The sequence below is a fragment of the Helicobacter pylori genome (assembly GCF_030323545.1).
GTDB classification, from domain to species: domain Bacteria; phylum Campylobacterota; class Campylobacteria; order Campylobacterales; family Helicobacteraceae; genus Helicobacter; species Helicobacter pylori_CO.
This window is the reverse complement of sequence record NZ_CP122954.1, coordinates 281132-295851: the sequence shown is the minus strand read 5'-3', so window position 1 is coordinate 295851 and position 14720 is coordinate 281132. Positions and strand designations below refer to the sequence as shown.

Annotated in this window: 13 protein-coding genes and 1 pseudogene; 6 read left to right on the top strand and 8 right to left on the bottom strand. The window is 40.2% G+C overall.

What is annotated here, in order from left to right; genetic code table 11:
• Positions 1-20: 20 nt before the first annotated feature.
• The gene (locus QAP06_RS01485) at positions 21-482 is read right to left on the bottom strand and encodes an HP1233 family protein (RefSeq protein ID WP_033742661.1); all 462 of its coding nucleotides are present in this window, start codon (positions 480-482) and stop codon (positions 21-23) included.
• 400 nt (positions 483-882) lie between these two features.
• Between QAP06_RS01485 and QAP06_RS01480 the strand changes: the two genes are divergently transcribed.
• The 5 genes from QAP06_RS01480 (at position 883) to QAP06_RS01460 (ending at position 5958) form a co-directional block, all read left to right on the top strand.
• Entirely contained in the window at positions 883-1779 is an 897-nt protein-coding gene (locus QAP06_RS01480; protein ID WP_286466022.1) for a DMT family transporter, read from the top strand.
• A 3-nt stretch (positions 1780-1782) separates the two neighbouring features.
• Positions 1783-3030, top strand: coding sequence for a glycosyltransferase family 39 protein (locus QAP06_RS01475; RefSeq protein ID WP_286466020.1), 1248 nt, complete (start codon positions 1783-1785; stop codon positions 3028-3030).
• A gap of 78 nt (positions 3031-3108) precedes the next feature.
• A complete protein-coding gene (locus QAP06_RS01470) occupies positions 3109-3660 on the top strand; it encodes a DUF507 family protein (RefSeq protein ID WP_001237418.1) in 552 nt (183 codons plus the stop codon).
• The gene (gene carA / locus QAP06_RS01465; RefSeq protein WP_286466018.1) at positions 3660-4787 is read left to right on the top strand and encodes a glutamine-hydrolyzing carbamoyl-phosphate synthase small subunit; all 1128 of its coding nucleotides are present in this window, start codon (positions 3660-3662) and stop codon (positions 4785-4787) included. The genes QAP06_RS01470 and carA overlap by 1 nt, the downstream gene beginning before the upstream one ends.
• A gap of 166 nt (positions 4788-4953) precedes the next feature.
• Positions 4954-5958: a formamidase gene (locus tag QAP06_RS01460; protein ID WP_151215721.1), complete on the top strand. Its 1005-nt coding sequence runs from the start codon at positions 4954-4956 to the stop codon at positions 5956-5958.
• Positions 5959-6040: 82 nt separating this feature from the next.
• On the opposite strand, the pseudogene QAP06_RS01455 reads toward QAP06_RS01460, so the two are convergent.
• From QAP06_RS01455 to alaS, 3 genes and pseudogenes are all read right to left on the bottom strand, one after another.
• A pseudogene (locus QAP06_RS01455) lies at positions 6041-6294 on the bottom strand (hypothetical protein).
• 111 nt (positions 6295-6405) lie between these two features.
• On the bottom strand, positions 6406-6978 hold the full coding sequence (maf, locus tag QAP06_RS01450) for a septum formation inhibitor Maf (RefSeq protein WP_286466014.1): 573 nt from the start codon (positions 6976-6978) through the stop codon (positions 6406-6408).
• Position 6979: 1 nt separating this feature from the next.
• Complete coding sequence (gene alaS, locus QAP06_RS01445) at positions 6980-9523, bottom strand: alanine--tRNA ligase (RefSeq protein ID WP_286466013.1); 2544 nt, start codon at positions 9521-9523, stop codon at positions 6980-6982.
• A gap of 119 nt (positions 9524-9642) precedes the next feature.
• On the opposite strand from alaS, the gene QAP06_RS01440 reads away from it, so the two are divergent.
• Positions 9643-9873 (top strand): HP1242/YdcH family protein, encoded by a 231-nt coding sequence (locus tag QAP06_RS01440; protein WP_000468329.1) that lies wholly within the window; start codon positions 9643-9645, stop codon positions 9871-9873.
• A 695-nt stretch (positions 9874-10568) separates the two neighbouring features.
• Here the strand turns inward: QAP06_RS01440 and babA are convergent.
• The 4 genes from babA to rpsF all read right to left on the bottom strand — a co-directional run bounded on the left by babA (position 10569) and on the right by rpsF (position 14632).
• Entirely contained in the window at positions 10569-12803 is a 2235-nt protein-coding gene (gene babA / locus QAP06_RS01435; RefSeq protein WP_286464922.1) for a Hop family adhesin BabA, read from the bottom strand.
• Between the two features lie 553 nt (positions 12804-13356).
• Positions 13357-13614, bottom strand: a complete 258-nt coding sequence (gene rpsR, locus QAP06_RS01430) for a 30S ribosomal protein S18 (protein ID WP_000440196.1) — start codon at positions 13612-13614, stop codon at positions 13357-13359.
• Positions 13615-13636: 22 nt separating this feature from the next.
• Positions 13637-14182: a single-stranded DNA-binding protein gene (locus QAP06_RS01425; protein WP_180467378.1), complete on the bottom strand. Its 546-nt coding sequence runs from the start codon at positions 14180-14182 to the stop codon at positions 13637-13639.
• 9 nt (positions 14183-14191) lie between these two features.
• Positions 14192-14632, bottom strand: coding sequence for a 30S ribosomal protein S6 (rpsF, locus tag QAP06_RS01420; protein WP_286466010.1), 441 nt, complete (start codon positions 14630-14632; stop codon positions 14192-14194).
• Between the last annotated feature and the right edge of the window lie 88 nt (positions 14633-14720).

The window sequence follows — 14720 nt, the reverse complement described above, 5'->3', positions numbered from 1 at the left end:
TCCTTGATTAACCCTAATCTTTAAAGGATCACATCCATGGTTGAAGGGTTGTTGTAAGCGTTTTGATAGCGTTGCAAAAAATCGTTGTGGTTGGTGGCGTTAAAGGTTTGTAGGGCTTTTTTGTGCAAGCCATTCACCGGTTGCTTGGGGGCGTTTTCCACTTCTTTAGAGAATTTCCCATTATAAAAATCCGTCAAACTATAGAGCGACTGAGCGGCAAGGCGTTTTTGGCTCTCATCCATTCCGGCCGTAGCCCTTAAAAAAGCCTCATATTCTCTATCGCTCATCAATTCTAAAACCAAAAAGCCGTAAGTCTCTCGCTTGTCAGGGTTAAAGGGGAGGTTTTCTGTTGGAGCGTCCTTTTTTTCTCGTTCTACTTTTTCTGCGCTTTCAATAGGAGCTAGGTCTTCTTTAGGAGCGCTTTTAGCGTTTAAAAGCCCATAGAGGTTAGAATCAAACTGATTGATAGAAGAAACAGCCATGCGAATTTCCTAAAATTGAATTTTACGCTGATATTAAGCAAAATCCATTCCCTAATGAGATGAGATCTTATGGCATGGGTTTTTAACAAAACAAGAGACTTAAAAAGCTTAAAAAGAGTTTCCTAATGATGGCGTTCAAACCCTTTAAAAAGGGTCTAGGAGTTTATTTTCAAAAAGGATTCGTGTTTTTATGTTTTCATATTTCTATAAGGAGTTTGAAATGCTGAAGCTTCTAGAATGATTCTAGACAAAACAAAAGGTAAAACTCCTAGAACATTGTTATAGCATGATTTTACCAATCAATGCAACTTTTATGCTTTTAGGGCTTAAAAACTTTAAGTCTTAATTAGAGATTTTAGGTTAAACTACCCTAAAAATCTTTAATCTATGAGTAAAAGGCATGCGTAATACCATTTTATTTGGCGTTTCAATGATACTCTTGGCCAATTTTTGCTTTGGCGTCATGAGCGCGTTTGTTAAAATCACAGCGGATTATTTTTCCCCTATGGAAAACGTGTTTTACCGCTCCATTACCATGACGCTTTTGCTCTTGCTTATTTATCCTTTCAAACCCTACCGCTTAAAAAGCTACAAACAAGGCGGTTTTAAAAAGCTCGCTTTTAGGGTCGTTGTGGGGGGCTTGGCCATGTTAGCGTTTTTTTATAATATTGAAAAAATTTCACTCGCTACAGCGACGGCTTTCTCGCAATGCGCGCCTATTTATACGGTGCTTCTTTCCCCCTTTCTTTTGGAAGAAAAGCTCAAAAGAAGCGCGTTAATTTCCGCATGCATCGGGCTAGTGGGGGTGGTGTTGATTTCAGATCCTAGCGTGGAAAATGTGGGGCCGGTTGAAATTATTATGGGCTTATTGAGCGGGATCTTTGTGTCTTTAGCGTATATCACTTTAAGGGATTTGAGGGAATATTACGACAAGCAAGCCGTGATTTTAGCGTTCGCCTTTGGCATGAGCCTTCTTGGATTAGCGGGCATGTTTATTGATATTCCTTTTTTATCCACAGGCATTCATATCCCTAGAAAAGAAGACATTTTGTGGATTTCTTTAATAGGGATTAGCGGGACTTTAGGGCAGTATTTCTTAACTTATGCTTACATGAACGCACCCGCTGGGATCATTGCCCCCATTGAATACACCCGCATTGTTTGGGGGCTGTTGTTTGGGCTGTATTTAGGCGATAAATTTTTGGATCTTAAAAGCTCTTTGGGGGTGGCTTTGATTTTATGTTCAGGCTTACTCATTGCCTTGCCCGCTCTTTTAAAAGAATTAAAAAAAATTTAAGCCATGCAACTAAGCCCCTTACAAAGCGCTCTGTTATACTTTAGCTACTTTATTTATCCAGAGAAAAAAACAAGAAGCTTTGATTTAAGCGATTTAGTCTTTATCATCATGGTTTTTTTAGTCCTGGCTTTGGGGCTGTTGATGAGTGGAGAAATTTCTATCAGCTACAATGAAGCGAAGGATTTTTTTTATAGCAGCGCATGGTTTGTTCAAATCGCTCAAAAAAGCACTGAAATTTTAGGCCAAAACGATTTGGCTTTAAGATTGCCTTTCTTGATCGCTCATGTCATTAACATGTTTTTATTTTATTTGATAGGGCGAAAGATTTTAAAAAAGCCTAAAGACGCCCTTTATGTGGTATTGACTTACGCTTTATTGCCTGGGGTGAATCTCTTTGCGATTTTATTGGCTAAAAGCGTGCTGGTGTTAAGCCTTGGGCTTTTGGTTAGCTATTTGTATGTCAAAACCCAAAAAATCCCTTATTTAACCCTTAGCGCTTGCGCATTTTTAGACGGCGCGTTTATCCCGCTTTTACTAGGGGTTTTTACCTACGCTTTAAGAAAACGCTATTTTAAGAGCGCGATCTTTATTTTGGTGGGTTTAAGCGTGAATACCGCTCTTTTTAGCGGGAGTTTCAATAAGGGTTTGCCTAGCGGGTATTTTATAGACACATGCTTAGAACTCATGCTTTTATATTCGCCCTTATTCTTCCTCTACTACCCTTATACACTCTATAAAGCCCTTTTTGATAAAAAGCCATCACTACTAGCCTTTATGAGCGCGAGCGGTTGGCTTTTCCCTTTGCTTTTGAGCATGCGCCAAGAGATAGATTTAAAAACTTTCGCCCCCTTAGCGTTAATCGGTTTGCCTTTGTTTGTTAAAAGCGTTTTAAATAGCCTTAGGGTGCGTTTAAAAGAATTTAGGGAGCAGTATTATTTGCGCGTTTTCAGTTTGTATCTTTTAATGCTCACTGAAACGCTTTTTTTATGGGGGAGTAAAATTTCTGGCGCTAATGAAAAATTATTAAACCGGCATTTCTTAGCCAAAGAAGTCGCTATAGCCTTGCAATTAAGGGGCATTCATCAAATCCGCACTAACGATAAACAACTCGCTTTAAGGCTTCAATTCTATGGTATTAGAGAGGGGGGGAGGTTAAGACTGATCAACACTAAAATTTCTAAAAAACGCCCTGATATTACAATCATCTACGCTGATAAAATTCTACAATCCTATAGTTTGGTGCGCCATTAAACCCATTCTTTAAAAAGCGTTTTATCTAAAGAATGATAAAATACACTCTAAAAATAAATAAAATATGCGAGAAAAATCATGAGACTCAAACTAACCCATATAAACCACATAAGCCATAAGATTGCCAACGACTTTATCCATTCAAAACTATTAGAATTAAAAGCCCCTAGAGAATTATTGTGTGAATTGATAGAAGGGATTTTGGAAAAAAGCGTTAAAAAAGAAAACGCCATAGATGAGCAAGCCAGAGAGCTTTTAGAAGAAAACACCGATGAGATAGAATTCATGCGGATGGATGAAAGGCAGCTTTTTTGGATGATTAAAAGACAGATCGCTCAAAAAGAGGGCTTCCATTTGTTTTGGGAAGAAAGGTGTAACGATTTGTCGCACCAGATTTTGAATAAAATCTTAGATGAAGATTTGATCATGTTTAGCGTGTCGGAGAATTTGATAAGAAACTTGATTTACAAATCCATTGACACCTATTCTAAAGCGTATGAAAGCATTGAAAATGAAGTGCATGAAAAAATCAAGCATTACAAACGCAAACTGCCCGTAGGGAGCGATGAATACGAGTTGGTGTTTGAAAGGCTCTATGAAGAAGAATTAAGGCGTAAGGGCTTTTTATAATGGTCTCTCTCTATTTAGAAAACGGGCTTTTTTTGCAAGCTCAAAGTTTTGGGGCTAGCGGCACGCAAGCGGGCGAGCTTGTTTTTAACACTTCTATGAGCGGCTATCAAGAAGTCATTAGCGACCCTAGCTATAAGGGGCAATTTGTGGTTTTTAGCATGCCTGAAATTGGGGTTGTGGGCGCTAATTCTAAAGATGATGAATCCTTTTTTTCATGTGCAGGGGTTTTAGCGCGCCATTACAACGAATTTTTTTCTAATTCAAGGGCGGATTTTAGCCTGAGCGCTTATTTGAAAGAGCGTGGCGTTTTAGGGATTTGTGGCGTTGATACCAGGAGTTTGATCAAAACCTTACGCCATCATGGGTGCTTGATGATGGTCGCTTCCACGATAGAGCATGACAAAAACAAGCTTGAAAAAATTTTAAAAAACGCCCCTAGAATTTCTCACTCCCCCCTAGTGTCTAGCGTTTCTACGCCAAAAATCATCACGCACCAACGCACGACTTTTGATTTCAAAACCCTAGATTACAAGCCTTTTGATGAAAAAACCTCTCATAAAATTATTGCGGTGCTGGACTTTGGGGCTAAGGGCAATATTTTAAACGAACTTCAAAATGTGGGGTTAAAAGCCCTTATTTACCCGCACCACACTAAAGCTAACGAGCTGATTAAGGCCTATGAAAAAAAAGAAATTAGCGGGATTTTTCTCTCTAACGGACCAGGCGATCCTTTAAGCTTGCAGCAAGAAATTGAAGAAATCAAGCAACTCATTAACGCTAAAATCCCCATGTTTGGCATTTGCTTAGGGCATCAATTGCTCTCTATCGCGCAAGGCTACCCCACTTACAAGCTCAAATTTGGCCATCATGGGAGCAACCACCCCGTTAAAAACCTGAAAACAAACGCCGTTGAAATCACCGCGCAAAACCACAACTATTGCGTCCCTGAAGCAATTGAAGAAATCGCTACTATCACGCACCGCAATCTTTTTGACAACACCATTGAGGGCGTGCGTTATAAAAACGCTCCCATTATCTCTGTCCAGCACCACCCAGAAAGCAGCCCCGGCCCCAAAGAGAGCCACTATATTTTTAAGGAATTTGTGGAATTGTTAAAGGGTTTTTAGGGGTTTTTAAAACGTTGCCTATAGAGGTTGAAAAAGCGCTTTAAAAATAGATTTAAATCTTTTTATCAAAAAATCTCGCATTTACTCTAAATTAGTTCTCTTGTAATAGTATTCTCTCGCAATAATTGTTATTGTTATTGCGACAAAACTTTTAGAAGGAGTTATTATGGGAAGTATCGGTAGTATGGGCAAACCTATTGAAGGGTTCTTAGTGGCAGCCATTCAGTTTCCTGTGCCAATTGTCAATAGCCGTAAGGATATTGATCACAATATTGAAAGCATTATTAGAACCTTGCATGCGACTAAAGCGGGGTATCCGGGAGTGGAACTTATCATTTTCCCTGAGTATAGCACGCAAGGTTTGAATACCGCTAAGTGGCTTAGCGAAGAGTTTTTATTAGATGTCCCAGGTAAAGAGACAGAAGCTTACGCTAAAGCGTGTAAAGAAGCGAAAGTTTATGGCGTTTTTTCAATCATGGAACGCAATCCTGATTCTAACAAAAACCCCTACAACACCGCCATCATCATTGATCCGCAAGGTGAAATCATTTTAAAATACCGCAAGCTATTCCCATGGAATCCCATTGAACCATGGTATCCTGGGGATTTAGGAATGCCTGTGTGCGAGGGTCCGGGCGGATCAAAATTAGCCGTGTGCATTTGCCATGACGGCATGATTCCAGAGCTCGCTAGAGAAGCAGCCTATAAAGGGTGCAATGTGTATATCCGTATTTCAGGCTATAGCACTCAAGTCAATGATCAATGGATTTTGACTAACCGCTCCAACGCGTGGCACAATTTGATGTATACCGTGAGCGTGAATTTAGCCGGCTATGATAATGTCTTTTACTACTTTGGTGAGGGGCAAATCTGTAACTTTGATGGCACGACTCTTGTTCAAGGGCACCGCAACCCTTGGGAGATTGTAACCGGGGAAATCTATCCTAAAATGGCAGACAACGCTCGCTTGAGCTGGGGCTTAGAAAACAACATTTACAACCTAGGCCATAGAGGGTATGTGGCTAAACCGGGCGGAGAACATGACGCAGGCTTAACCTACATCAAAGACTTAGCCGCTGGTAAATACAAATTACCTTGGGAAGATCACATGAAAATCAAAGACGGCTCTGTTTATGGCTACCCTACCACCGGTGGGCGTTTTGGGAAATAATCCCTAACCTTGTATTTTTGCTAGAACCTGTTTTTAAAGGTTCTAGCGTCCCCCCCCCTATTTTAATTTTTCCAATCAATTTTTACGAATAGTCTTCTATTGTAGAGCATGTAAGACGACCCATAAAAAGCATAAGCCCCCATAAAGCGATATAGCCCACACAAAACCATGTTATTTTTGATAAAGACCACCACCACATTGTAGATGATAGAGCGCTAAAATCTGTAATAATGCCATAGCCACGATCATTCCCGCTAAACATGCCAATTTATTAGCATGGCAGTAAGCGCTAATCCCAAAACCACCACCAAGATTGATACAAGAATACGAGACCAAGACCCCATGACAACTCCTTAAACATCAAATGCTAGAGTATATCGTTTTTTTGTTTGTCAAGGGGTTTATCAGTCAGTGGATAGTGTTTTAATGTTTATAAAACAATAGCGTTTATAATGATGAAAGTTTAGCCCCTAATTTTAGCGCCCCTAACAAGCCTTCCACATTCAGCCCCAAACCCACACTCAAATTCTCGCTTGAGCTTTTAATATAGGGCCTATGAAAGTCTTCTAACCGCACACAGCCCGCGCTTTCTTGCCACAAACCGCTCTCTAAATATTTTTCTATTTCGTTAGGATCAAACGCTTTTAAACGCGCTCTAAAAACCGATAGATCCAGCCATTCTAATTTAGGAGAAATCAATGCCGAGCAGGTTAAAACCTCTATTTCATTGCCATTTTGGAGTTTTAAAAATTCAAGGGCTTCTCGCTTGTTTTGAGCTTTTCGTTGCATTTGACAATTTACGCTCACCACGCTATCAGCAACCACGATAACGCAATTGTTTGCAAGTAATTCTTTAGCTTTTTCTAATTTCCCCTTGCACGCCAAATAGACAAACTCCCTAGGGTCTGTGGTTTTTAGGCTTTCTTCATCAAAATCTAGCGCTTTTTGTTCAAACTTAATCCCATGCTCTTTTAAAAGATTCGCCCTAGCGCTGGATTGAGAGCCTAAAACCAACTCCATGCTATCCCTCTAAAGCTTTAAGAGCGGTATTTTTCGCTAAATTGAGCGCGGCTTGCAATTTTTCTGTATCCTTGCCTCCAGCGCTCGCAAAATCATCTCTCCCGCCCCCTTTGCCCCCTAAAATTTGTGCCACTTCATTAGCCCATGCGTTCGCTTTTATGGGGGCGTTTTTCACCCCGCATGCGAGAGTTATGCGCTCATTTTCTTTTTTAAACACCATAGCGAGCAATCTTTCATGCTTACCTTTCAATCGGTCAATCATTTCTTTAATGTCGCCTTGTTCCACTACGCCCACCACCAAACTCACGCCATGGATTTTTTCAATCGGCAAATCCATAGAAACGGGGGCTTTTTGGCTGTTTTTCACGCTCTCTTTAAGCTTGTTGATGCCGGCTATCACATCGTTATTTTTTAATGCGATCTTAGCGTTTTTAAGCTCTTTACTTTCTTCTTTAGCCAGTTGGTAAAAGGCCTTCCCGCACACCGCTTCAATGCGTCTGACCCCACTACTCACCCCGCTTTCTTTAAGAATCCTAAACCCCCCAATAAGCCCGGTATTTTCCACATGAATGCCCCCACACAATTCAATGGACGCTTCTTTAAAACTCACCACGCGCACATTTTCAGCGTATTTTTCACTGAATAACGCTAACGCTCCCTTATCTTTGGCTTGATTTAAGGGCATATGCTCCACCTGGCTATTTAGGTGCTTGAAAATTTGAGCATTAACCAAATCTTCTACTTTTTCTAACTCTTCATCATTGAGCGCTTTAGGGTGCGAGAAATCAAAGCGCAATCGTTTGGATTCCACTAAACTCCCCGCTTGACTCACATGCGAGCCTAAAACTTCTCTTAAAGCGCTTTGCAATAAATGCGTCGCGCTATGGTGTTTGGCGATTTCTAAGCGCTCATCGCTCACTTGCGCGATCACTTGATCGCCTTTTTTTAGCGCTTTTTTGATTTCAAGAAGCGAAAAATTAAGCCCAAAAAAGTTTTTTGTGTCTGACACTATAGCCGCTTCTTCATTGTTTTTAAAAAGCGCGCCCCTATCGCCTATAGCCCCCCCACCTTCTGCATAAAAAGGGGTTTTTTCTAACAACACCCAGACTTCTTGGCTAGGCTTTGCATCGGTTATTTCTTTAAAATCGCTATCAAAAAACCCTAAGGCTTTAGCAGGACATTCTGTCGTTTCATACCCCACAAATTCATTAGGCGCATAAGCGTTTAAAATAGCGCTAAAATCAGCATTATTTTGCTTGCCTTTCCATGAAGCTTTAGAGCGTTTCACTTGCTCTTGCATGCACAATTCAAAGCCTTGCATATCCACGCACGCCCCATGACTTCTTAGCATGTCGTTTGTTAAATCCAAAGGAAAACCAAAAGTGTCATAAAGCTTGAAAGCGATCTTGCCATCAAAGATTTTATTTTTATTCAAATGCTTTAAAGACAAGTTAAACAATTCCATGCCAGATTCCAAAGTCTCTAAAAAGCGCTCTTCTTCTTCAAAGCATTCTTTCATCACCATTTCTTTAGACTCTTTCAAATACGCATGCGTGCTAGAAAATTGCTCGCACACCACGCCCACGACTTTGTATAAAAATGCTTCTTTTAAGCCCATTAAATACCCATGCCTTAAGGCCCGCCTTAAAATGCGCCTTAAAACATAGCCACGGCCTTCTTTATTGAAATGCACCACTTGAGCGAGCAAGAACGCCACCGCCCTTGCGTGATCGGCCACTACCCTAAAGCTTGGTTGGAACTCGCTCGCATAATCTAGGCTTGTAAGCTCGCTGATTTCTGCCATTAAGGGTGCAAATAATGAAGAATCAAAATTATTGAGCTTATGCTCTAATAGTGCTTGCACCCTTTCTAATCCCATGCCTGTATCAATGCTAGGCTTTGGCAAGGGGGATAAAACGCCATCATTAGAGCGTTCGTATTGCATGAACACCAGATTCCAAATTTCTAAAAACCTATCGCCCTCGCCCCCAAAATAATCCTCGCTCCCCTTAAAGTGTTTTTCGCCTTGATCAATATAGATTTCACTGCAAGGCCCGCAAGGCCCGCTATCGCCCATTTGCCAGAAATTATCTTTATCGCCCATTTTTTTAATCCTGTCAAAAGGCACAAACTTTTCCCACAGCTTAACGGCTTCATCGTCTTTTTCATGCACGCTGATGTATAAATCTTTAGGCTTAAACCCTAAATTTTTGGTTACAAATTCCCACGCAAACAAGATCGCTTCTTCTTTGAAATAATCCCCAAAAGAGAAATTCCCTAGCATTTCAAAAAGCGTGTGGTGCCTTGCGGTGTAACCGACATTTTCTAAATCGTTATGCTTGCCACCCGCTCGCATGCACAATTGCGAACTTGCCGCTCTAGGAATGCTAGGGCGCGGCACCATCCCGGTAAAAATATCTTTAAATTGCACCATGCCGGCATTGGTAAAAAGCAAGGTAGCGTCATTAGGCACTAAAGGCATGCTGGGATAAACGGCATGCCCTTTATTTTGAAAAAATTGTAAAAATTCGTTGCGAATGTCCATGGGTATTCCTTTTTGTTGTTTTATCGTGCATTTTAAGGCTATTTTATAGCTCTTTTAAGTTGTTTTTTTAAAAAGATAGTTTATTATACTTTAAACATCCAAACTTAAAGGAGAAAACCATGTTCCATGAATTTAGAGACGAAATCAGCGTGTTAAAAGCGAATAACCCGCATTTTGATAAGATTTTTGAGAAACACAACCAGCTTGATGACGACATCAAAACCGCTGAGCAACAAAACGCTAGCGACGCTGAAGTCAGCCACATGAAAAAACAAAAATTAAAATTAAAAGATGAAATCCACAGCATGATCATAGAGTATAGAGAAAAGCAAAAATCTGAGCACGCTTAAGGTTTAGTCATTTTTGTCAAAACACGCTAAAACGCTTTTAAAAGGGTGTTTTAGTTTTACCGCTTGGTTGGATTTAACGCTTTGATTTGAATTAAAGCGTTAGGTTGTTTTCAACTTTATTTCCACCATAAGCTTTATTAATTTTAATGTTCTTTACATTTTTAAAAATGGGGTTTTGAAACTTTGTTTTATCGTTTTAGCTCTCATTTTATTGTAAAACTTATTTTATTAAAGTTTTATTTTATTTTCTTAAAAAGATAGGAAGTATTTGAAACCATTCTCCCCCTTTTAGCCCCACTAACCCCACCTAAAGAAGCACTTTTTTAAAAACTATCGCTTAAATTAGCGTCAAGTTTTCCACTAACCAAATCGTCAAAAACGCTAAAAAGGATTTTACATCAAACCCCCCCAAAAATAAAACTCAAAGATTAAAAAGCGAAAGCAGTGGGGATCAGCAAAAAAAAGATAATTCAAACAAGAAAGTTCAAAAAAGAAAGTTCAAAGAAAAAAAATTTTAAAAAAAAGAAAGTTAAAAAGCAAGAGAGTTTAAAAGAAAAAAAGAGAGGGTTCAAAAAAAAGAGAGTTTAAAAAAAAGAGGGTTCAAAAAAAAGTTCAAAAAAGAAACCCCCAAAAAAAAAGAAATCCCTTCAAAAGAAACCCCTTAAAAAGGGAGTTTCACAAAGGGTTTTAAGCTTTTAGTAAGCGAACACATAATTCAAATACACGCTATAAAGCCTTCTGTATTTGAGTTCAGCCCCCATAAAGGAATAATAATTGGTGTTGATGGTGGGGATTTTCACGCCTAGCTCAATCCCATGCTGAGCCACATGATCGCTGTCTTTTTTCTTAGGTCTGGCTAGATTCATTCTCACTCCCATGTTGAATAAGAATTGGAAATTCGCCACATTCATTTTAGCGTTATAGACATTATTCACGGTGGCTAAATTCACATATTCAGAATTAAGCCATGAAGTGCCCGCTAACGCAATCCCGCCAAAAAGCCCCACGGAAAGCTTGTTGTTCTTGCCTAAGAAATTAGTGGCTTTATCGTTGATGAAGTTATAAAGAGCGTCCGCTCCAAAGCCATAAGTCCATACATCAGAAGCCGAGTTGAAGAAGCTGGATTTAATAAATGCATGGTTGTAATCAAAAAAGCCGTAATACCTAGCGCCCCATTTTCTTTTTTGCCCAAAGAATTGCTTGTAACCCACTTGAATACCGATCCCATTCATGGCACCGTTGTTGGTTTGAGAGCTGACGATGCCCATTTTCCTGAAAGGGTTACGCCCTAGTTCTTGGTTGATGGTTTGGATTTGGTTATAAGAATTTTGATTCAAGTAATAATTGGTTTCTATGCCTTGCGGGCTATAGGGGTTGTTCTTTTGGCTCACCACGCTTTGCAAGCTTTGCGCGTTAGGGACTTTGGAGAGCGCGGTGGTGATGCTGTTATAAGTGTTGCCCAATTCGCTGTATCGGGATTTGAAATTCACTAGAGTGTCAGCGATGTTTTCGGCTTGCTGTATCTGCTGTTCTTGAGTGCCAAAATGAGCGATGGAGTTGTTTAAATTCGTTATGGTTTGTTCCACATAGGCGCAACCGGAAGCGAAAGTTTGAGTGGTCACTGTGCCAGGAGGTGAACCTTGTGTGCCACTAGTGCCAGCTGTTGAGGGGTTATTGCATGTGGCTAAAAAGTCTTTAACAAAATGTTGAAAATTCCCGGTAAGCCTGTCAGGGTTAAGGGTTTGCCCCACTTGTTCGCTCAAATTGAGCATTTTGGCTTGCGCTTGCGCGTTAGCGAGCATGCCTTGCGCGAAGCTAGCGTCTGTGTAGGGGTTGAAAGGCTTGCCATTACTGCCTCCCACTTGTTGATTTGTTTGTTCATTGCTGTTAATCACACTCGTTTGATTGACAAGCTCTTGCGCGTCCGTGATCATCTTTTGGATCGCGCTGATTTCTTCTGAAAAAGCACCGCATATTTTCCCAGTAGTAGTAGTGAATTTTGGGGCATTAGCCTCACTGCTATTATTAGCATGGAAATACGGGCATGCGGTGTTGATGGTGTTGATGAGCGTGCTCGCTTGCGCTAACAAGGCTTGAGCGTTATCAGGCACTCCGTTTAATTGGTTGGTGATTTCGGTGTAGGAGACACCTGATGTGTTACCACTTGCTCCGCTATCAACGACTTTCGAACTGATCGTGATATTCACTTGCTTGCCGTCTATGGTTTGGGTTTCAGTCTTGGTTCCGCCGTTTTGATTGCTTACACCTGTGGCTTGTTGCGAGCAGTTATCATTCCCATTCCCTGAACATGTGTAGGTATAGGTTACATCGACCTTCCCGTTTTTTTGATTGAGCGTTGGCAAGCCTCGTTTCAAAGCCGTTTGGAGGATTTGATAGGCTTCGTTAAGCTTTTTAAAATTCTCAATACTCATAGGGCCATAGTATCCAGGAGTATGACCATTCAGAGAACAAGTGATGGAAGTGGATCGATACCCTGGCTCGTTGTTGAAGATGGTTGTTGAAGAGCTGCTTTCTTGACCATTGGCATTACCTCCGCATTGCGTAACATAGCCTAAGACATTCCAAAACCCCACCGCCGCGTTGATCGCTAAAAGCACGGCTTGATAGGCGGGGGAGGCTTTTTCGCCGATCAAATTCTTCGCGCTCGCGCCCAGATTTTCACGTGCCGCATTAATCGCACTCGGGTCAGAGGATAATTTGATGAGGGTGTTTAGGGTGCTGTATCGGGTTAAAAGCTTGCTCAAGTTTTCATAATTGTCTGAAAGCTGTTGGATGCCTTTGGTGTTTTTCACCATTTGAGCGGCTTCACCGATTTGATAGCCTGCGCTCATGTAAAAGCCGTCGTCTTCAGCGCTCAAAGTGGAAACTAAAAGCGAGCCTAAAGCTAATGAAAGGATGTGTTTTTTCATGTTTTCTCCTTTTTAAATTAAATTGGGAATCTTATCACAAGATTCCGTTAACATAGCATGAATTGATAAAATTTTTGCACTAATGGGGCGTTTTGTTGTTCCAAAAAAAAAAAAAAAGGTTTTTTGGGGTGTTTTGAAACATTTTTTAAGATTAAAAGAGGGTTAAAATTGTTTTAATAGGGATAGCGATAAAAGGTGGTTTAGTTACTTGGTGGGATCGTTTTAGATTTGGCTGTAAAACTTAAGGGGGATTTTGGAATAACATTCCCACTAACCCCCTAATAACGCTTAAGAAATCACTGCTAAAATCAAGCTTTTTGTCTTAAAAAGGCTTTTTATCGTTTTTATTGCTAGCGCTCCATAAAAGCCAAGATTAAATAAGATTAAATAAGATTAAATAAGATTAAATAAGATTAAATAAGATTAAATAAGATTAAATAAGATTAAATAAGATTAAATAAGATTAAATAAGATTAAATAAGATTAAATAAGATTAAATAAGATTAAATAAGATTAAATAAGGGCATGCCCCCTATTAGCCCTAATCAAACATTTAGTGCTGTTTAAAAGGGCTATCCACGACTTTTTTCCTGTCCACAATGTAGGGGATTAAAGCCATGTGGCGGGCTCTTTTGATCGCTACTTCCACCCTCTCTTGCCACTTTTTGCTATTGCCTGTCAATCTCCTTGGCATGATTTTATAGCGCTCTGATAGCGTGTGCTTGAGCATGTCTAAATCTTTATAGTCAATAAAGCTGATTTTAGCTTCAGTGTATTTGCAATAGCGTTTTGAATAGCGTTTTCTTTCCATAATGTCTCCTTAATTTTAACCCTTAAAAGGGGATTTCTTCTTCATCAATATTGATTTCAGGCACGCTGTTTTGATACTTGGACGGCTGTGCTTGTAAATTCTCTTTAGCGTGAGCGTTTTGCACATAACTTTGGGCTTGGTTAAAAGGATCTTGGCTAGGAGCGTTATAATTAGTAGGATAAGCGTTGTTGAAATTCTCATGCATTACGCTATCTTGCATAGCGTTTGCTTGGGGATTGTCTGACTTTTTATCCATAAATTGCAACGAGTCCGCTGTGATAGTGTGGCGGGAATTTTTTTTGCCCGTTTGATCCATCCAACTCTCATAAGTCAAACGCCCTTCTATCAAAACGCTTGAACCCTTGCTCAAATACTGGTTAGCGATTTCAGCCGTTCGCCCAAACAAACGCGCATCTATAAAGCACACCTCTTCGCCTAGCGTGCCGTCTTGTTTTTTAAAGCGCCTGCTTGTGGCTAAACCTATTGTAGCCGCAGCCGAACCGCTAGGCAAATATTTCAACTCCACATTCCTAGTCAAACGCCCTACCATAATCACTTTATTAAACATGATAAGCCCTTATTCGCTATGAGATCTTACGCTTTCTGCTTCCTCTGTGTGGTGGGAATGCGTGTGTTCGGTTTTTTCGTGTTTTTCTCTGGCGTGTGATGGGGCGTGTGATGGCTTTTTATTAGCCCTATCCACTAACGCATGCCACGCTTCTACTTCTTTCTTGCTTTCATATTTGATCACAATGAAACGCAACACGTCTTCATTGATGCGATACAATCGTTCAAGCTCTAAAATCATTGACGGCTCTGCTTTGAAATACGCCACATAATAATAGCCTCTTTTGTGCTTTTTGATTTCATAGGCTAAATTACGCATGCCCATATCCAGGCTCGTTTCAATCACGCCGTGATGCTTAGTGATCACTTCTTTATAAAACTCAATTTTGGATTTAATCTCTTCTTCTACTAAAGTAGGTTTGAGAATAAACATCGTTTCATAATGCCTCATCCATTCTCCTTGTGGTTGTATAGCCCTTTTTTTACTAAAAAAGAGCAAGGTCTAAAAAACTTTCAATTATACCTTGCTTTCGCTTGTT